Source organism: Microcoleus sp. D2_18a_D3, assembly GCF_036702455.1.
Lineage (GTDB): Bacteria > Cyanobacteriota > Cyanobacteriia > Cyanobacteriales > Microcoleaceae > Microcoleus.
The window spans coordinates 42520-61376 of the sequence record NZ_JAUBTK010000029.1 but is presented as its reverse complement, the minus strand read 5'-3'; the positions used below and the strand labels follow the sequence as shown (position 1 = coordinate 61376).

The 18857-nt window shown below is 47.1% G+C and carries 15 protein-coding genes; 8 read left to right on the top strand and 7 right to left on the bottom strand.

Annotated features, from left to right (window positions below):
• Positions 1 to 370: 370 nt before the first annotated feature.
• The 4 genes from recG to rpsB form a co-directional block, all read right to left on the bottom strand.
• Entirely contained in the window at positions 371 to 2878 is a 2508-nt protein-coding gene (recG, locus tag QUB06_RS15710) for an ATP-dependent DNA helicase RecG (RefSeq protein ID WP_333436049.1), read from the bottom strand.
• 185 nt (positions 2879 to 3063) lie between these two features.
• Positions 3064 to 3999: a hypothetical protein gene (locus tag QUB06_RS15705; RefSeq protein WP_333389688.1), complete on the bottom strand. Its 936-nt coding sequence runs from the start codon at positions 3997 to 3999 to the stop codon at positions 3064 to 3066.
• 311 nt (positions 4000 to 4310) lie between these two features.
• On the bottom strand, positions 4311 to 4970 hold the full coding sequence (gene tsf, locus QUB06_RS15700) for a translation elongation factor Ts (protein WP_333081940.1): 660 nt from the start codon (positions 4968 to 4970) through the stop codon (positions 4311 to 4313).
• A gap of 453 nt (positions 4971 to 5423) precedes the next feature.
• The gene (gene rpsB, locus QUB06_RS15695) at positions 5424 to 6254 is read right to left on the bottom strand and encodes a 30S ribosomal protein S2 (protein WP_333436048.1); all 831 of its coding nucleotides are present in this window, start codon (positions 6252 to 6254) and stop codon (positions 5424 to 5426) included.
• A gap of 436 nt (positions 6255 to 6690) precedes the next feature.
• On the opposite strand from rpsB, the gene QUB06_RS15690 reads away from it, so the two are divergent.
• The 5 genes from QUB06_RS15690 (at position 6691) to QUB06_RS15670 (ending at position 11629) form a co-directional block, all read left to right on the top strand.
• The gene (locus QUB06_RS15690) at positions 6691 to 8895 is read left to right on the top strand and encodes a cation:proton antiporter domain-containing protein (RefSeq protein ID WP_333436047.1); all 2205 of its coding nucleotides are present in this window, start codon (positions 6691 to 6693) and stop codon (positions 8893 to 8895) included.
• A 158-nt stretch (positions 8896 to 9053) separates the two neighbouring features.
• Complete coding sequence (locus tag QUB06_RS15685) at positions 9054 to 9557, top strand: hypothetical protein (protein WP_333436046.1); 504 nt, start codon at positions 9054 to 9056, stop codon at positions 9555 to 9557.
• A gap of 41 nt (positions 9558 to 9598) precedes the next feature.
• Positions 9599 to 9721, top strand: a complete 123-nt coding sequence (locus QUB06_RS15680) for a hypothetical protein (protein WP_333436045.1) — start codon at positions 9599 to 9601, stop codon at positions 9719 to 9721.
• Positions 9722 to 9826: 105 nt separating this feature from the next.
• Positions 9827 to 10453, top strand: a complete 627-nt coding sequence (locus QUB06_RS15675) for a DUF3038 domain-containing protein (protein ID WP_333436044.1) — start codon at positions 9827 to 9829, stop codon at positions 10451 to 10453.
• 3 nt (positions 10454 to 10456) lie between these two features.
• Positions 10457 to 11629, top strand: coding sequence for a DUF4335 domain-containing protein (locus QUB06_RS15670; protein ID WP_333436043.1), 1173 nt, complete (start codon positions 10457 to 10459; stop codon positions 11627 to 11629).
• A 362-nt stretch (positions 11630 to 11991) separates the two neighbouring features.
• On the opposite strand, the gene QUB06_RS15665 is transcribed toward QUB06_RS15670, so the two are convergent.
• Together QUB06_RS15665 and QUB06_RS15660 are read right to left on the bottom strand one after the other, a co-directional pair.
• Entirely contained in the window at positions 11992 to 14031 is a 2040-nt protein-coding gene (locus tag QUB06_RS15665; protein WP_333436042.1) for an abortive infection protein, read from the bottom strand.
• A 44-nt stretch (positions 14032 to 14075) separates the two neighbouring features.
• Positions 14076 to 14747 carry a hypothetical protein gene (locus QUB06_RS15660; RefSeq protein WP_333108427.1) on the bottom strand — a complete coding sequence of 224 codons (672 nt, stop codon included), beginning with the start codon at positions 14745 to 14747 and terminating at the stop codon, positions 14076 to 14078.
• A 240-nt stretch (positions 14748 to 14987) separates the two neighbouring features.
• Between QUB06_RS15660 and QUB06_RS15655 the strand changes: the two genes are divergently transcribed.
• Positions 14988 to 15923 carry an OmpA family protein gene (locus tag QUB06_RS15655; protein WP_333436041.1) on the top strand — a complete coding sequence of 312 codons (936 nt, stop codon included), beginning with the start codon at positions 14988 to 14990 and terminating at the stop codon, positions 15921 to 15923.
• Between the two features lie 417 nt (positions 15924 to 16340).
• Here QUB06_RS15655 and QUB06_RS15650 read toward each other — a convergent pair whose 3' ends face one another.
• Positions 16341 to 17453: an AI-2E family transporter gene (locus tag QUB06_RS15650; protein WP_333436040.1), complete on the bottom strand. Its 1113-nt coding sequence runs from the start codon at positions 17451 to 17453 to the stop codon at positions 16341 to 16343.
• Between the two features lie 94 nt (positions 17454 to 17547).
• Here QUB06_RS15650 and QUB06_RS15645 point away from each other — a divergent pair, with 94 nt between their 5' ends.
• On the top strand, positions 17548 to 17862 hold the full coding sequence (locus QUB06_RS15645; protein WP_333436039.1) for a helix-turn-helix transcriptional regulator: 315 nt from the start codon (positions 17548 to 17550) through the stop codon (positions 17860 to 17862).
• A 24-nt stretch (positions 17863 to 17886) separates the two neighbouring features.
• Complete coding sequence (locus tag QUB06_RS15640; protein ID WP_333436038.1) at positions 17887 to 18843, top strand: alpha/beta fold hydrolase; 957 nt, start codon at positions 17887 to 17889, stop codon at positions 18841 to 18843.
• Positions 18844 to 18857: the final 14 nt, after the last annotated feature.

Below are 18857 nucleotides of genomic sequence, written 5' to 3'. Positions count from 1 at the left end.
CCCAAGCCTGACAACTCATAAAAATACCCTAGACCAAGGGAAAAATCGTCTCCGAAAGTAGGTTGGGTTGAGGCACTCCTACCCAACAACTTCGTGTTTTTGACGTTTCGCTCAACCTGATATTTTGCAGCAGTCTCAGCAAAAAAGTATAAACCGCGTTTCCTGACAAAAAACCTAGGATTTTACGTGAGTTTATGGGAAGAAAACCGATTTCTTACATTACTGACATTAAATAAGTAGGTGCAAATAAACCTCCCTGTGGGGAGGAGGGCGGCTGAGTGCAGCAATAAACTGGCAACTTTGATATATCTTTGCTTAACCGGCCACTACAAAATTTTATTAAAAACCCCGTTGCTGCGTTCAAAACGATCTAAGTCAAAATCGACCCACTCATCATCCGTTGATATCTCCGCTCCAATTCATCCCGCACCACCGGCCACTGATTCAAACTTTCATCATTCTCAATTACCATTTGAGCCGCCGCCCTCGCCAACTCCAAAACCTCCTGATCCTCCACCAAACTCGCCAAAGCAAAATCCGGCAAACCAGACTGCCGAGTTCCCAAAACCTGACCAGGCCCGCGCAATCTCATGTCCATTTCCGCAATAAAAAAGCCATCTTGAGATTGTTCTAAAACCTTCATTCTCTGCATAGCTTCCGCAGTTTTGGAACCGGGCATTAACAAACAATAAGAACGGTTGCTGCCCCGACCGACTCTACCCCGCAATTGGTGTAGTTGCGACAGTCCAAAACGCTCAGAATTTTCAATCAGCATTACCGTGGCATTCGGCACGTCTACCCCTACTTCTACGACAGTAGTAGATACTAAAATATCAGTTTCTTTGTCCCGAAACTTAGAAATTGCTTCATCTTTGTCAGCACTGCTCATTCTACCGTGCAGCAAACCCACCTTAAACTCAGGAAATACACTTTTTTCAAGTTTTTCTTTTTCTTCAATTGCCGATCGCACATCCAACTTTTCCGACTCCTCCACCAGCGGCAGCACCACATAAACTTGACGCCCGCTGGCCACTTCCCGCCGAATCAAATCGTAAGCTTGAATGCGTTCTTTTGCCGACAGTACAGTTGTTTGAATCGCCTGCCTACCAGGGGGGAGTTCATCAATTTGACTCACATCTAAATCCCCGTGTAGTGTCAGGGCCAGCGTCCGGGGAATGGGAGTTGCTGTCATCGTCAAAACGTGGGGAGCTTCGCCTTTTTGCTGCAATTTAGCGCGCTGCTGCACACCGAATCTGTGCTGTTCATCAATTACCGCCAAACCCAATTTATGGAAATTAACTGTATCTTGAATCAGCGCGTGAGTTCCCACTAAAACAGGCAATTCTCCGGTTTCTAATTGGTTGTGAATTTCGCGGCGCTTGGCTATTTTTGTTGAACCTGTTAACAGTTCAACAGACAAGTGCATCAAGTTAAACCAACCTACCAATTTGCGATAGTGCTGTTCTGCTAAAACTTCTGTCGGTGCCATTAAAGCGGCTTGATAGCCGGATTGAATTGCTGCTAGCATTGCCACGACTGCTACTACGGTTTTGCCAGCGCCGACATCGCCTTGCACTAATCTATTCATCGGTTGCGACGAAGCTAAATCGTTGAGGATGTCGTTAATTACTCTTTCCTGAGCATTAGTCAACGCAAAAGGCAAGATTTCATAAAAATGTTCGATCAATTTGCCGCTAGGAAGGATGACTGCACTAGCTTGAGCTTTCCTTTGGGTTTGGCGGCGTTTTAAAAGTCCTAATTGCAGGTAGAAAAATTCGTCAAAAACTAAGCGGCGGCGGGCGGCGGCCAAACAATCTCGATCGAGCGGAAAGTGAATATTAGTCACAGCATCGGCTAAACCCATTAAACCGTAACGCTCGCGCAAATCCTCTGGTAGGGATTCTGGCAACATTTTCGCCGCCGGCATTGCAGCCAAAATCGATCGCCTCACCGAACCAGCATCCACCCCCTCCGTCAGCGGATAAACTGGTATCAAGCGACCGACTTTCATTGATTCGATCGCACCGCCGGAGTCGTCTAATACTTCTAACTCAGGATTTTCTAAAGTAATGCCATATTTACCCTGCTTCACCAACCCGGAAGCTGCTAGCACCGCACCTGTACAATACTCGCGCTTTTTGAATTCTTGCCAGCCACGATTGCTGTAGCGAGGGCCTGCAAAAAAACGGCTGATTTTTATTTCTCCGGTGCGGTCTTTTAAAATTACTTCTAATATGGTTAATTTCTTATTTTTCGGACTAGAAAAGCAATTGCAGCGCTTTACTTCGGCGATCAAAGTGACAGTTTCCCCGGCTACTAGCTCGCGAATTTGTACTTGCTTTGCATAGTCGATGTGGTTGCGTGGATAGTAGTAAAGCAAGTCATATACAGTGTATAAACCCAGTTTTGCCAAGCGGTTGCCGTTGGCGGGGCCGATGCCGGTGACGCGGGTTAACTGTTGGTCAAGAGTCAGGCTGGGCGGTGGGGGTGCTGTACTCACAGGTGAAGTTCGGGGAACGGAAACTGCTGGGGCGGTTGGTTCAGAAGCGTTTGCGGGTCTGACTTGTCCTACTTGTTTTTGCTGGTGGCGAGTTTCTTGTTCCCAAACTTGCTCCATTTGCCTCAAAAAACTGACCGTAATGGCGATCGAATGTTGGCGCTGTTCGAGATCTTTCTGAGGGTAGATGTCAAATTCAGCGGCTAGTTGTCTGGCTCGATCGCGCGCCGAAGCCGCCACAGAACCTGCCAACTGTCTCAAACTCAGGCCCAGAAACTCGCTGAAGCGGTATTGACTGCCTTGGATGTCGTTAAATCCGCGATCGGCTTCTACTGAAAGAGCTTTTTGCAATCGCTGCCATTCGGGTTGATTATTAGTCATCAGTCATTAGTTATTAGTCATTAGTCATTAGTCATTAGTCATTAGTCATTGGTCATTGGTCATTAGTCATTAGTCGTTAGTCATTAGTTATTAATCATAGCTCAAGAATTCCCGACAATTGACAACTGACAACTGGCAACTGTCAACTGACAACTGTCAACTGACAACTGTCAACTGTCAACTGACTAATCTTCAAACCAACTCGATCGCCAAGCCGACTCAGCCTCCACCACAGCGAGTTCCCGCTGCTTTTTCTGGTAATCGCGGCCCAGCGAGTTCAACTTTACAGACAGGTTACGAATTTGCTGGCGCCAAGCCGAGGTTCCCGCATCGGCAAACTCTATTTCCGACAGCCGCAGTTTAATCGCTGTAATGTGCAGCGCCCTACTACCAAAGGTTGCTGCCAATTTTCGCGATGCTGATGAGGCATCGGTTTCAATGATTAAGTTTAATAAGTTCGGCGGCCCGGCAACACTATCGCCGGAGGATTCAGCTTGAGAAGCAGCTTCTAGAACCGGTTCAGGCAATTGACTCGGCAAGATTCCCGACTGTTGCAGCAAGCGGTTGGTGTCGCGAGAAAGCAGCTTGAGTATATGGGCGATCGACTTTTCAATACTATTTTGCCAGCGTGCCAAACTTTCAGGGGAATTGGCGTTTGGCAATTGATAATTTGCCAATGAAAATAGATAGTTAATGGCCGAAACTTGGTTTTTTTCCTTTTCGTCTTCTTCCTTGTCGTCTGATTTGTCTTCCTCTTCATCGAAGTCGTCTTCCTCTTCATCGAAGTCGTCTTCCTCTTCGTCTTCTTCTTCCTCTTCCTCTATTTCTTCATCTGCTTGTGATTCAGTCACCAGCGATCGCAATTTTTCCTCCGACGCCGCAGCCAAAGCCCTTACAGACTGCTGCATTTTTTGCCGCGCCTCGAAGGACAACTTGAGAAACGACTCCGGTACTGCTTGAGTGCAAAGGTGATAGCAAGCCAAAATTAACTGCTGCCGCACCGCTTGTCCCAACGCAGTTAAATAACCTTCGTAGGTACTGCTAAACTCCAACTTCAAGGCTGCTAAAGCCTCTTCGAGTCCTGCCAAATCTTGCTCTATTCGCTCTCTTGGTCGCACCATATCTCTCGTATAAAATTAAAATAGGACTTATATCATTTCCGGTTACACCAGAATGATGTTGACTGTTGACGGTTGACTGTTGACGCCGTGAACAGTGAACAGTGAACAGTGAACTCTAATTTACTATGCCGATGCTAACGGATTTGATATTACGCAAGTTTTCCATTTTTAGGCTGTCTGTAGTAGTAAGGTTTGCAGTGCCCACACTACAAATATAGTCTGTCGATAAGTCCTATAAAAATTAAAAATTAAAAATGCAAAAAATTGATTTTTCACATTTTTAATTTTTAATTCTCTATCTTAATTTGGGATTATTGAACACCCATTTGGGCTGCCACTTCATCGGCAAAGTTAGCTTCTACCTTTTCAATGCCTTCGCCCAAGACAAAACGCACGAATCGGCGCACTTGGATATTTTCTCCAATTTGGGCGATCGTTTGTTTCACCAACTCTTCCACCGAGATATTCTGATCTTTAATAAAAGGCTGATCCATCAAAGATAACTCTTTCATGCGCTTCTCAATCCGCCCTAGAACAATCTTTTCTTTGATGTTTTCCGGCTTGTTGCCCAAGTCATCTTTGCCCATTTCAATTGCCTTTTCTCTTTCGACAACTTCGGCGGGGATATCTTCAACTTTCACGTATTCCACATTCGGGCAAGCTGCAATTTGCATCGCAATATCCCGCACCAACTTTTGGAATTCTTCGCGACGTGCCACAAAATCTGTTTCGCAGTTAACTTCCACGAGCACTCCCACGCGGCCGCCCGTGTGAATGTAGCTACCTACAAGTCCTTCTGAGGCAACTCGTCCACCTTTTTTACCTGCCGAAGCCAGACCTTTTTTCCGCAGCCACTCGATGGATGTTTCCATATTGCCTTCGTTTTCAACGAGGGCTTTTTTGCAGTCCATCATGCCCGCGCCAGTTTTTTCGCGCAGTTCTTTAACAAGTTTTGCAGATATGTCCGCCATCTTCTTTAAGTTCCCAATCAAAATTAGTTATTAGTCATTAGTCATCAGTCATTAGTCATTAGTCATTAGTCATCAGTCATTAGTCATCAGTCATTAGTCACTAATTTTAATGTTAATGATTAGACCAGAGTGAAGAAATACCCAGTCGATCTTAGTACCGACTTTGTAGGTGTAGCGCCAGAATTAATTCTGGCCCTGACACAATGAATGCTTTTGCCAGAGCTCTACTAATGACTTAGACTCGTGCTATAGCAATCCTCGCATCATTTCTGAATTTCTTACTCCCTCCCCAAGGCATCGGGGAGGGCTGGGGTGGGGTAAAAAATTTACGACTCCTGCAAGGATTGCTATATGTACAATTAAAAATTAAAAATATCCAACTAAAAATAATTATTATTTTTAATTTTCAATCTTTAATTTTTAATTTCCTGATGTCAGATTCCGAGGGCAATACTAGCTCTCGGTTTCTTCGCCCTCGGCGTCAGCGGCGTCGTCGGGATCTACATAATCGGGGTCATCCAATTCTTCGATTTCGACATCATATTCAGCGCCTTCGTAACCACCGTCGTAGTCGTAGTCTTCATCAGAGTCGCCGCCCTGCTGACCGTGACGACCTTCGTAGATGGCATCAGCTAACTTGCCGACAATCAGCTTGATCGATCGAATAGCATCGTCATTCGCCGGAATCGCAATGTCAACCAAATCCGGGTCGCAGTTGGTATCCAACAGAGAGACGATCGGAATTCCCAACTTTTGGCATTCCAACACCGCATTATACTCGCGGCGTTGGTCTACCAGCACCACTCCGTCGGGAATCTTCCGCATAGATTTAATCCCGCCCAGATATTTCTGGAGTTTTGCCATTTCTCGGCGCAGTACCGAAGCTTCTTTTTTCGGCAACAAATCGAGGGCGCCGATTTCCTCGCGGCGCTCCAAATCCTTGAGGCGCTCCACGCGAGACTTAATCGTCGTCCAGTTGGTGAGCATTCCCCCCAGCCAGCGCTGGTTGACGTAATAAGCACCGCAGCGTTGAGCTTCTTGGGCTACAATCCCGGCAGCTTGGCGCTTCGTACCCACGAACAAAAACTTTTTGCCTTTTTCTGAGGCAACTCTCATGTACTCGTAGGCGTCTTCCATAAGCTGAGCGGTTTGCACGAGGTCAATGATGTGAACCCCGTTGCGCTCTGTAAAAATGTAGGGAGACATTTTCGGGTTCCACCGACGGGTTTGGTGTCCGAAGTGAACCCCTGACTCTAACATTTGAGCCAAACTGACTACTGGCATTGTATTTTTAACTCCTAATTCGGGTTAATCCTCCACCCGGTCGTATTTCTGAAGGTTTGAGCCCTAGAAACACCCGAAAACCCGGATGTGCGAATTTAAACAACTTTTCTAGTTTATCACAGCGCGCGCTACTTTTTCTGACAATCTGATATCCGTAGGGTTCACTTGGCATCCGGATGTGAGATTTAGGGCGCGGGCTGGGTGCGGGGTACGCACGCTGCGGTTAAAGTTACTTGCAAGCGCTTGTAAAAAACCAAAAATCCAGATGGGAGGTTGCCAAAGCCTTTGTTCGCTTGTGAGAGAATGGCGTTGTTGGTGCGCCTAAGAGTGCCTTCTACCTTCGATCGAGCTGGTATCCATTTTTTTCGATCGGCAATTCAGTCAGCTTTACTACCCTGCCTTCTCGATCCGCAAAAATCCCAAAGCTAAAAACGCCATGCCCATACCCATTCTCGTCCTGCTTGAAGTTCTAATTGTTATCGCACTTTCGAGACTTGTAGGTTTAGGATTTCGAGCGATCAAACAACCTCAAGTCATTGGAGAAATTGTAGCAGGCATTATGCTTGGGCCTTCTCTATTTGGCTTAGTTGCACCTGATTTAGCAACAGCACTTTTTCCCGCCGAGGCCGTTCCATTCCTCAACGTGTTGTCTGAGGTGGGGCTGATATTTTTCATGTTCTTGATTGGGTTGGAACTGAATCCCAAGTACCTCAAAAGCAATTTAGATATAGCGATTTTAACTTCCCACGTCAGCATTCTAGTGCCGTTTTCCCTGGGAAGCTTGCTCGCACTGCTGCTGTATCCCATCGTTTCAAATAATAGCGTTTCCTTTACCGCCTTTGCTTTGTTTTTGGGCGCTGCGATGTCAATTACTGCCTTTCCGGTGCTGGCAAGAATTATTACAGAACACAACTTGCAGAATACAAAATTGGGGACGCTGGCCTTGACTTGCGCTGCGGTAGATGACGTAACGGCGTGGTGTTTGTTAGCGGTGGCGATCGCAGTTACTCGTACTAATTCGATGATCGGTGCTTTGCCGACAATTATTGAGTCTTTAATTTACATCGGTTTCATGCTGACTATAGTCCGCTGGTTCTTGCAGCGACTTTCCAAACAGTACAACCGCACTGGCAGATTAACACAGTTAGTGCTGTCAGGAATTTACATGGGAGTTGTAGCTTCTGCCTTAATTACTGAATTGATCGGCATTCATTTAATCTTCGGTGCATTTTTGCTGGGTGCAGCCATGCCGAAAAATGCGGGATTAACCAGAGAATTAGCAGAAAAAACCGAAGACTTTGTACTAATATTTCTGCTGCCAATATTTTTTGCTTACAGTGGCTTGCGGACTCAAATCGGCTTGCTCAACAGTCCCGAATTGTGGCTGCTGTGCGCCGCAGTTTTGGGAGTGGCAATTATCGGCAAGTACGTCGGCACTTACGTTGCGGCCAGAGTCTGTGGCATCAGCAACCGCGAAGCTTCAGCGCTGGGATGGCTGATGAATACTCGCGGTTTGACTGAACTAATTGTGCTGAATATCGGTCTTTCCTTGGGCGTAGTTTCGCCGCTGCTATTTACGATGTTAGTCATCATGGCTTTAGTGACAACTTTTATGACTTCGCCTCTGTTGGAGTGGACTTATCCAAAACGGTTAATTCGGTTAGATATTTCAGAAGTTAACTCTGAGGATTCAGAATTAGAGGATTTAGAAATGGCTGACAGCAGCGAAGAAACTGCTAATAAATTGCTGCCAACTTATCGAATTTTAGTACCAGTTGCCAATCCCAGCACGCAGAAAGGTTTACTGCGACTAGCGGTAGCGCTGGCGCAGCCTGCTGCTGGTATGGGTGGTGAGGATTTACAGTCGGCGGCGGTTCATCCTCTGAGTTTGATAGAATTAAATGATGACTATGCCTTTGAAAGTACGCCTGCGGAAGCCGATCGCATTATTCAAGAGCGCCGCTCGAAATTATCAGAATTGATTGATAGTTTGGAAGTGCCCGATGCGAGAAAATTCGTACATCCCATCATTCGGGTTACTAATGATGTAGCCAGGGAGACGGCCCAAATCGCGGAGATCGATCGCGCGGATTTGATTTTATTAGGATGGCACAGACCTACTTTTAGCAGCAACCGTTTGGGAGGGCGTGTCGGCCAAATTCTCAGCAACGCTAAGGTGGATGTAGCAATTTTTGTTGACAGAGGCCGGGAAAGGTTGAATAACTTGTTAGTACCTTACGCGGCAAACATTCACGATGATTTTGGTTTAGAATTGGCGCTGAGACTGTTAGTTAATAGCGAGGAACGCCGTTTGACGGTGCTGCGGGTGGCGGTTGACGGGGAAGCTGAAAACAATCTGAGTTACGAGTTTCAGCGAGTGATGGATCAGTTACCGGTTCAGGTGCGATCGCGCATTGAAACTCCGATTGTGGAGGCTGCTGAACCCATTCAAGCAGTGGTGGTGGCTTCTGCTAATGCTGATTTGACTATTGCGGGTACGAGTCGGGAGTGGGGAATTGAGCGCCAAACTTTGGGACAGTATACTGATGAATTGGCTGTGCAGTGTCATTCTTCGCTACTGATTGCGCGGTGTTACGTTAGAGTGCGATCGCACTTGGCATCGGTACTTCCTCAAATGTAGTCAGTTGACAGTTGACAGTTGACTGTTGACTGTTGTTATTGGTTATTGGTTATTGGTTATTGATTATTGGTGACTTGTGAGTTAGTACCAATGCCCAATGCCCAATGCCCAATGCCCAATGCCCAATGCCCAATGCCCAATTATTAATTACCAAGATTATGAATCATTTAAGTCTCAAATCGCTGGCATTTTACGGGATTGCGATCGGCTCAGTTTCACTGCTGTTTAAAGTAGTAACTGCTTACGGGGAAGCAAATTTAAAGGCGGCCCCGGCAATTGCAGGAAATTATCGCTTCGATCCTAAAAGTTTGCCCGAATGTCTGAATTCTGATGTTTTGGTATTGACAATCGAGCAATCGGGTGTTTATTTGAGCGGTAATTTGCGATCGGGCAGCAGGGAGGGCAGGGAAAAAACAGCCGAGGAGAAACCTTATCTATTTGGTAAGTGGGAAACTCAAGGATTGAACTTGTCGGGTGCGGTTCCTAATTTAGCGGGTTGCAGCGACTCCACAGCAACCGGTCAAAACAGTTCTGTTAAAATGCGCGGAATTGTGGAGCAAGAAACCCTCAAGGGAAAAATTAGTCTAACTGATAAGGCGGCGGCTACTGATTTTACGGCTCAAAGAGAAGCGGCGGTGCAACCCCAAAAGCCTGAACATTGATTGATTCCCATAGAAAATAAGAAAGGGGAAAGGGGTAATTCTTGGTCGCTTTCCGATTCTCCCCACGCGAAGCAAGGAATCACAAAGCGGCGGCGGGGGTAGGAGAGTGGGCGATCGAACTCTCGCCGGAGCTCGCCCGCGACGGTCGGTTGCTGCTAAATTAGAAAATATACTTAAAAGTCAATGATAAAAATAAAGTATCCCAGAGAAGTTCTTGGTTGAGAATTTGTCTTGCTCAAGACCCCCCGTGCCCGTATAGTTTGTTTGGAATGGATGTTGCCGTGATCTTAATGCCGTCAGAAACTTCGCTTACCCAGTCAAACCCGTTAATTTTAGACAGTTTGCCAGACTTGTCGCCCTCCGATGGGGGATGTCCCCGCCGAGCCAGATTGCAAATTGACTTGATGTTGCTGGCGATCGAAGCCTTGTATCTCGGAGGTGCCGAAGAAATGCTGGCCGTGTCAAAGGACCTGGAATTGGAATCAATTATCAAAAATCGGGTTGCCCTTTGGCTGATGCGTAATACTAACCCGCTGAGACGCTATACCCAGCGCCGCTCCCTTACCACGGTGGAGGCAAAAGCGCTGGTGGCGATCGCCTGTAATATGGCGCGTAAGTTAACCGCCACAATTCGGCAGTTGCTGCTAGACTCCCAGCAGTTGCGATCGAGAAATATCCCCCTCAACCAGAACCTGCAGCTGGCCGAGTATTTAGAACGCTTTAGAGCTCACTTTCGATCGCGCATGAACCCCAAGCGATCGCTAGTTGCAGCTTACGATTCCGACGAAAAGCTCAACGAACTAGCTTTGAACTTGTTGAGCAAACTGTTATTTTGTACAGGCACAGCCGGAATGCAGCGCTTCTGGGTTAGCCTGTTTGATGGAGAAGTTGAATAAAAAATGACTATTAGGCGTCAGTACAGTCTGCCAAATTGCACCCTAGTTCTAGAAGGGTTGAGCGATGGATCGGCACCCAGCCAGTTAGATATACGGCCGGTGCTTTCCATACTAATGAGCGCTGAATGCTATGTGAAAGGTCTCGGCGAGCCCCTGACGGGGGGGCGGGAGTTTTTTGAAAGCTTGGTCAGGGCCGTCAGCAGCTACGCTCAAGAATTTATGAGCGGAGTGCATTATCCCGATCGCTACGGCCCGAATTTGGGTATGGTGCAGTTGCACAGAATTGACGGGAACTTGCACCGATTGACCGTTCTACCCGCCTCCACAGGCAGCCCAACCCAAATCGATCAAAAAACAGAACAGTCGGCAAAAGTTGATTTGACGACGGTACAGCTATTTGACTTGGTAGAGGCGATCGATCAGTTTTTTGCCGACACGCAGACACTGCCGGAATTGTCGCTGCAATTAACCCCAATTTCCAGGCGTTATATCAAGTCGGCCGAACCTTTGGCGAAGCGGACTTTACCTGCTGTGGTGGGGGTGTCGAGTTTGGCTTTGGCGGCGATGGCGTTTTTCTTGGTGCCGGTGCCGGAAGTCCAGCGCCAGAGAGATCCGGTGCCGCAGCCCAATCCAGCGGGCCAGAATCAAGGGACGCCGAATCCGGGCGGATCGGGTTCGCCTAATCCCAATCCCACGCCCCCTGCGGACGGTTTGCTGCCTGGGACTCAAACTCCCAACGCTGAATCGATTTCGCCGACTCCGATCCCCGCGCCGCAGTCGGACGCTTCACCAAGCCCCACACCGCAGTCGAGCACTTCGCCGGAAAGCACGCCCAGTCCTGTTGCTGAAGGTTTGGCAAGCCCTGATGCTGCAGCCGCGCCAATTACCGATCCAGGGCAAATTGAGCTGTTGAGGGGCAAACTTTCCCAGCAAATTGACGGAGTTGTGAAGGATAAGCCTCCGGTTGATGCGGAGTTGGTTTATCGGGTGAGTGTGGCCCCAGACGGGGCGATTGTCGGTTACAAGCCGGAAAATTCGGCAGCAGTCGATCGATCTGAAACGCCTTTGTCGGAGTTGCTTTACAAACCGGTTGGCACCAGGCCACCTGCGGAACCGCTGGCTGATTTCCGCGTAGTTTTGGCACCAGACGGGACTGTTCAAGTCACTCCTTGGTAATGGTTGATTGTTGACTGTTAACGGTTAAGTGTTGACTGTTAACGGTTGACTGTTAACGGTTGACTGTTGACTGTTGACTGTTGACTGTTGGCAGATACCAAATCCCGCTTAAATCCTCCCTCAATCTCTTAGTCGGCGGAGGCAGACTTGGTTTTTCTAGTAGCGACTTCCTATCCTTTCCGGTTGCATCGGTATTGTTCAAATGTCCAAACAGTCAGTTGTCATATCAATTCCGGTTGTATCGGAATGATGAAACCGCAGAGGACACAGAGGATACAGAGAAAGGGAAGAGAGAGATGAATAATTCCGATGCCAACGGATTTGATATCAATCGCCGAATCATCTACAAATCGATTGCTGATTCAAATGCCTGTTGGTGCGATCGGCTCAATGTTTGGGTCAAATCCTCCAACTTGATTGGTGCGAATTATCCACAAAAATGCTCCCTGTTTTAAGAAAATTTTGGCGATTTCATCTTGGGTGCGCCTGGGCAACATTGTGCGGTAACTAATAGCAGCTTTTATCAGGTTTGCTATACCAACAAAAAAGGTTTTTTTCAGTTCAGAATCTATCCCCGCTAATCTCGAATTTTTGCGCCAATCTGGACGAACAATACCGAGGGGCATTAATACTTTTTCTAAACTCTCTCCTAATGCTACTAGCTGGTGAAATCTTTGGGTTTGTGCGTCGGTAGGATGTGTTTTTAGCCAGTCTTGAATCTGAGGATTTGACTCTATTTCGGAAGTAATTTTTTTAAGTGTCGCGTAAATTGCCTGACTTGAATCTTGGACGCAAGAAGTTGCTGGCGTGACTAAACTTGCGCCGGTGCCGTCTCCGCTGCGGTAGCGGGCCATCATGATATCTAGTTGCTGGTTTAATTCGGTTAAAGGCGACAAGGTGATGCCGTCAAAATCGTAGTCGCAACACACGCAGTCTAATTTACAGATGATATCGCAAACCGGGCGATCGCCCAACCAGCCGCGCTGCAAATCTCCCATGTAGCTTTGCCATTTGCTGGAACCGGCAACAATTCCGTCGGGATTATGGGCGTAAACTTGTTTGTATTCTATGTCAAAACGCAGTTCGCTGGTAAAGCGATCGCGCACTACTTTTGCTACTCCCAAAGCAAAATGTCCGGTGACAATCCCCAGCGGTGCCCGTTCGCCTTTTTTGCCGCCGATACCGCCAAAACTGTGAATCACTATCCCGATATCTCCTTCTTGCCAAGGAGAGATGGAATCGTTTTCTGTAGCCTCATTTGGGGTTAACAATACTCTTTTTGCTTGCCCTTTTTGGGCTGGTGTATTTTCCCAATTTTTGTTGTTTAAATAAGCGAGAGATTTTGTGAGACCGAAATGTGTTTCATCTGGTGTTAATTGGGCAATTTTGCGGGGTTCAATTGCCTGCACTACAAATATACTGTCTTCGTCTCTTTCGCCATAAATGTACCAGCCGTCTGGATTTAATGGGGATTGTTCGATCAGGTGATTGGTAGACCTCGCTACGCCATTTTTGTCTGGCTGTACTTGCGGAATCCGAATGATTTCGGCGGCGCCGTCAAATTGTTGAGATGTTTTGTTGAAATGCCGGACAATAAATTTGTCGCTGTCGCCTTCTTTTCGCTGTAAAATTGTGACTAAGGCGCAGAAACGTCCGATAATTTGTACTGGTTCGCGATCGATCGTGAGTTCCTGGCGATCGCTGCTGCTATAATGAATCGCAATCACCGGTCTTCGCAGCATCACAGTCACGCTGTCTTCGAGTCGGGTGCCTGCTAGAGTTTCTAAAGGGCCGACATTTCGCCAACCGTTCAATCTATCTGGATGGATGTTGCCAGATTTTTGACTTTTTTTAGTTTCTTGTGTAAAGTTTATATCTTGACTGACTGCGTGGACAAAAAACTGTACTTCGCGATTTGTACTCCATTTTAAAAATGCTGTTTTGCCAATAAAGTTTTTATATTTTTTGGGTGCATTTATTACTTCAAAAAACACGGTACCGTAGGGCTGGCGCTGTTCATGTGAGGGCAAAATTAAGCGCCCGTGCCAAAGAGCGATCGGCTTGTATAGATAGGCAACGGATGCTGAATTATCGCAAATTATCTCCGGCTGAAGCGCTGCTGAAATATCGCTTTTGCCTCCAAAAATAGTAGCAGTTATATTCCCGTCACTTTCTACGAATCTGGGCTCTAAAAAAACCTTTTCAGGTTCGGAAATATTAGCGGTTGAATTGCCCGTATTTCTGGTGAACGAGCGTATAAAAAAAGGGCGGTTTGCCTCCAATTTCGCTTGCAACCAATTAATGAAAATCCGAATAAAAATAAAAGCTGTTAGACCGGAAATAACAGCCAGAACTATCAGCGCCAGCGTCAAAATGAATTGGTTGAAAGACTGACCTGACACTAGAAAAATTGTGGGCCATATCCAAGAAAATGCCGCCATAATATCTAAAAACGAGTTTTAGGTTCGATCCAGTCTGTGCTGGCTTGACTGCCGAAAACTAGGGGTTTGTCCTCGGTGACTGCTACGGTTTGCCCTGTCATATCCACTGCACAAAGAGGCCAAGATCGATCGCCCAAATTGCCTGCGCGGAACAGAACTTGTCCGGGACAAACTTGACTCCAACCCAACAATACAGCATGAGTGTAAAGACTGCGAGCGGGAGCAACGGTATAAGTGTAATTATCATTTTTGTCCCAAATGACACCGTAGTCGGACATATCGGAAGAGTTGAAAAGTGCTTCAAATTCGCGGGCGAGAATGCGGGAACCGTCTTGATTCCAAGAAACAGGCACTAAAATGGCGATCGTCCCGGACATATCTGTATCATCGCTAGCATACATCCCACTTTCGGCCAGTGGCGAAGCAGCCGCCACTGTTTGCAGTTCCCCGGTTTTGAGGTTTTCCACAAACATGACACTGCTAACCCGACACCGGGAGAATTCCGGCTGCACTTGCAACTCAATTCGACTGTAAGCCGCGTATTGACCGTTAGTTGATACTAGGGATGGACTGCGATAATAGCGGAGGCCTGTGCCGGCAGTGGAGCTCACTTTAGCATGAGTGGCACTAATCCATTCCCAAGGAACGGGATAAGGGCTATTTAAAGGGTCAGTCATCGGTTTTTTTTCCAAAAGTTTTACTGAATTATCCAACAGATTCAGGCTGGCACGCAACGGACTAGAAACCCGGTTTCTGCCTCGATGCTTCGCCACCAAACCCCAGATTTATATAAACCGGGTTTCTTTTTTAGATTTTAGATTGGAGGCCAAATCTCAAATCTCAAATCTCAAATTTCCAATCGGATAGGTAAGATAGTATCGAAATTAATGTGGTCTGTACACCGAGAGGGATGAAATATGACGCGATCTTTTAACCAAAAACCTTCAATCCCCCCCACTCGCGTCTCCAAGTCGCGGGGAAAAGGTTTGCTTTTACTGTCGCTGATTTTTCGACTGCTGCTGCTGGGGGTGGGCAGCGGTTTTGCGTGGGTTTTGGGGATGGCGATCGCTCAAATTTATCCGTCAGGCGCGACGGAGATGCCGCTGGCAGAGAGATTGCTGCGTGTAACTCAAAATTTGACCTCCAGCCCGAAACGCGCCCCAGCAACGCCAATCCCGGCGCTGCCGCCACCAACCGCTACACCGACTCCCCAGTCAACAGTCAGTCCTGCCCAGAGAGAGAAATTGCTGTCGGATTTGAGACAGTTGCAGGGCGAACTCAACGCGCTGATTGGTCGCACGGCGGCTTTGGAGAGTCAGTTGGGCAGCAGCCGCCCGACGGAAACTTTGGAAAAGCGTTTGCAGTTGATGTCGCGGGAATTGGCGGGGCCGGAAACGGCGGCAAGTCCTGTTCCTGCTTTACCCGCGATCGGCAGCAGCCCGAGTCTGAACCCTGAAACGGTGAATAATGCGCCACAGAATGCCAATAATCCGGTGTTTGGGGGGGATGGGCTGATGGTGACTCTGCCCAGCGATGTTTTGTTTGATGCTGGCAGCATTTCTTTGCGCGCGGGTACTAATGCGATTTTGGACAATTTGGTGGCGGAGTTGAGCAATCACGAGGGGGCAACTGTGCGGGTTGCGGGCCACACTGACGACGCGGGGGAAGCGGCGGATAATCGCAATGTGTCGTTTGCGCGGGCTCAGGCTGTGGTGCAGTATTTGTCGGGTGTACTCGGTCAGAAGTATCATTGGGTGGCGATCGGCTATGGGGAAAGTCGCCCTTCGGTGGATAATAGTTCGGATACTAATCGGCAGCGCAACCGCCGCATTGAAGTGGCAATTAATCCTTAGTTGTTAGTGTTCAGTAATCAGTCATTAGTCGGCAGACTTGTAGATACTGTTGAAGTGTCAATGGTAGCGATCGAATAATTGGAGTCATATCACATCCGGTTGAACCGGAATGATTTAACCGCAGAGGACACAGAGGACGCAGAGGAAGAGAAGAGAGAGATGAATAATTCCGATGCCAACGGATTTGATATCAAACGGCTTCTGGGATGTTAAAATTGCTGTTGTGAATTTAAGATCAAACCTGGCAACTACGGAATTATACCCAAGTACGAGTGTCCCCGCGATCGGTCACGTAAGCGCTGAACTCCGAAAATTATTATTCCGATGCCAACAGAAACGATATAAATTGTATGTTTCAATTCCCTACTCCCCTTCTCCTTTTCTCCACTTCTCCCCTTCTCTTCTTCTCCCCTGCTGTCACGCCGAAGGTGTAAGAGGTGGCAAGTCAGAATTATTTTTAGCCCGATCTATTGCCTCTCGATGTTCACTCCTAAGTTTCGGTTTTAAATACAAGTTCTCAATCAAAGCTGCTACTCCCGCAAACCAAGGTGGCACAATGACGGCTCCAATAATTCCTAATACTTGAACGCCTCCCAAGACAGACAGCAATTGATATAAAGGATGCACCCCAACCGATGAACCAACCAGCAAAGGATCGAGGACGTAAGTTTCTAAATTCTGGATAATTACAAATAACAGTAATACCCACAAAAGTACCCAGCCACCTTTAGCTAATGCTACGATTAATGCTGGTACTGCTCCCAACACTGGGCCGATGAAGGGAATCAAGTTGGTAACACCGGCGATCGCACCCAAGCCTAAAGCAAATTCCGGCATTCCCAAAATGCTCAAACCAGTGGTAATAAATATCCCTAAAATACCCGAAACTAACACTCGCCCGCGAATATAGCTCCCCATTCTTTGACCGATTGGCGCGGCTTGTGCGGCTAATCTTGCGTCCCAAGGTTTAGGGAAAAATTGCACCAAACTTTTGATTAATGTGTCGCTGTCGGCAACCATGTAACCTGAAATAAATAATGCTAAAACTAGGCTGAAGACCCCACCTAGAATGCCTCTCGTTAAACTGTACGATCGCAAAACCAGTTGTTGACTCGATCGAATCAGCCAATTAGTCAGCGATTGAGTGTCCACCAACTGACCCACCAAGGTTGGGGCATCGTCGGTTAGGCGACTCAATACATTAGTTGCCACAGTTCGCAAACTTTCGACATAAACTGGTAACTGCCGCAGCAGCAACTCTATTTGTTCGATGACCGTCGGCCCTATTAACACTACCGTCCCGCTAAATCCGCCGATGAGAGTTAAATAAACCATAATCACCGCCAGCCAGCGGGGAACCCGCATGGTTTCGGCCCAATTAACGATCGGGACGATCGAAGCAGCCAGCACAACTGATATCATCAGAATTACTAGCAGGCTTCGCAATTGCCACAGCAGCACTAGCAGCAAGGACGATGCTACAATTAGCAGCAAGTTAGGTAAAGAAATGGTAATCCGCTGTTCTGACATAATTATTCAGACAAAATTGAGTAATGATATTGTTGTCGATCGTCTCAGCCTTGATTTTATAATAAACGATATGATATAAGTTACAATTAAGATTATGAAAGTGCATTCAAGCAGTGGGAATGTGTTTGCTGACTTAGGGCTCCCCCATCCTGATGAACTATTGATTAAGGCAGAACTAGCTCATCAAATCAGTGAGTTAATCTCCGAACGCCAACTAAGCCAGACTGAAGCAGAAAAGCTCTTAGGAATCGATCGACCCAAAATATCAGCATTGATGCGCGGTAAATTATCCGACTTCTCTACAGAACGCCTATTTAGTTTTCTCAACGCACTCGGCAGCAATGTAGAGATTCGTATTGCCCACTCACAACCAAATGTCCAAGCTCAAACTCGCATTGTCGTATCATAGTACATTAAAAATTAAAAGATTAATATGCAGCCGCAATATTCAACCCAAGATTTGTCCGCCATTTCGTCTATAAAGTCACCAACGCTGTTTTACGAATGGCAAAACTATCGCTGTGCTTATGATGTTTATAACCCAACTACTGCGACAGAAGATAGCATCCCTTTGTTATTAATTCATCCGATAGGAGTTGGTTTGTCAAGAATCTTTTGGCAGAGATTTTGTGAGAGTTGGTACAAAGCAGGGAACACTAATCCGATTTATAATCCCGACCTTTTGGGGTGCGGCGATTGCGAAATGCCGGCTGTGGCTTGCTATCCTGACGATTGGGCTGCACAGTTGCAGTATTTCTTGGAAACTGTAGTCAAAAAACCTGCGATCGTACTCGTGCAAGGTGCTTTACTGTCTGTAGGCTTAGCTTTAGCAAAAATGCAGCAGGAAAGCGGCTCAAATTTAATTCGTGGCTTAGTCCTCGCAGGGCCTCCCGCTTGGGCGGTAATGAACAAACATTCTACCGAAAGACAGCAACGGATTGTCTGGAATTTGTTAAATTCTCCCTTGGGAAACGCTTTTTACCGCTACGCCAGACGCGCTGAGTTTTTGCGTTCTTTTTCAGTGAAACAACTGTTTGGCGATGCGGCAAAAGTTGACAGCGAATGGTTGGATGCTTTGCAGGCTGGGGCGGCAAATCCTGACAGCAGACACGCGGTTTTCTCGTTTTTAGCGGGGTTTTGGCGCCAGGATTATAGCGGTACGATTCAAAAGTTCGATCGACCCGTACTCGTTGTGATGGGAGAAAAAGCCTCAAGCATCAGTCAAGCGGGTAAGGAAGAGAAACCGGATGAAAGATTAGCGCAATATTTAGCAACTTTTCCCAATGCGGAAGGTTTATTAATGCCGGGGCGCAATGTTTTGCCCTATGAATCCACCGCAGAATTTGTCGCGGCTGTTGCGGAGTTTGTGGATAAATTAAAGAAAAATTAAGTCTATTTGTGAAG

Excerpts from the sequence above, each read along its gene's own strand:
- QUB06_RS15690 (WP_333436047.1), top strand. The coding sequence starts at position 6,691 with ATGCCCATACCCATTCTCGTCCTGCTTGAAGTTCTAATTGTTATCGCA.
- QUB06_RS15650 (WP_333436040.1), bottom strand. The coding sequence starts at position 17,453 with ATGTCAGAACAGCGGATTACCATTTCTTTACCTAACTTGCTGCTAATT.
- recG (WP_333436049.1), bottom strand. The coding sequence starts at position 2,878 with ATGACTAATAATCAACCCGAATGGCAGCGATTGCAAAAAGCTCTTTCA.
- QUB06_RS15645 (WP_333436039.1), top strand. The coding sequence starts at position 17,548 with ATGAAAGTGCATTCAAGCAGTGGGAATGTGTTTGCTGACTTAGGGCTC.
- tsf (WP_333081940.1), bottom strand. The coding sequence starts at position 4,970 with ATGGCGGACATATCTGCAAAACTTGTTAAAGAACTGCGCGAAAAAACT.
- QUB06_RS15675 (WP_333436044.1), top strand. The coding sequence starts at position 9,827 with ATGGATGTTGCCGTGATCTTAATGCCGTCAGAAACTTCGCTTACCCAG.
- QUB06_RS15640 (WP_333436038.1), top strand. The coding sequence starts at position 17,887 with ATGCAGCCGCAATATTCAACCCAAGATTTGTCCGCCATTTCGTCTATA.
- rpsB (WP_333436048.1), bottom strand. The coding sequence starts at position 6,254 with ATGCCAGTAGTCAGTTTGGCTCAAATGTTAGAGTCAGGGGTTCACTTC.
- QUB06_RS15705 (WP_333389688.1), bottom strand. The coding sequence starts at position 3,999 with ATGGTGCGACCAAGAGAGCGAATAGAGCAAGATTTGGCAGGACTCGAA.
- QUB06_RS15655 (WP_333436041.1), top strand. The coding sequence starts at position 14,988 with ATGACGCGATCTTTTAACCAAAAACCTTCAATCCCCCCCACTCGCGTC.
- QUB06_RS15670 (WP_333436043.1), top strand. The coding sequence starts at position 10,457 with ATGACTATTAGGCGTCAGTACAGTCTGCCAAATTGCACCCTAGTTCTA.
- QUB06_RS15685 (WP_333436046.1), top strand. The coding sequence starts at position 9,054 with ATGAATCATTTAAGTCTCAAATCGCTGGCATTTTACGGGATTGCGATC.
- QUB06_RS15660 (WP_333108427.1), bottom strand. The coding sequence starts at position 14,747 with ATGACTGACCCTTTAAATAGCCCTTATCCCGTTCCTTGGGAATGGATT.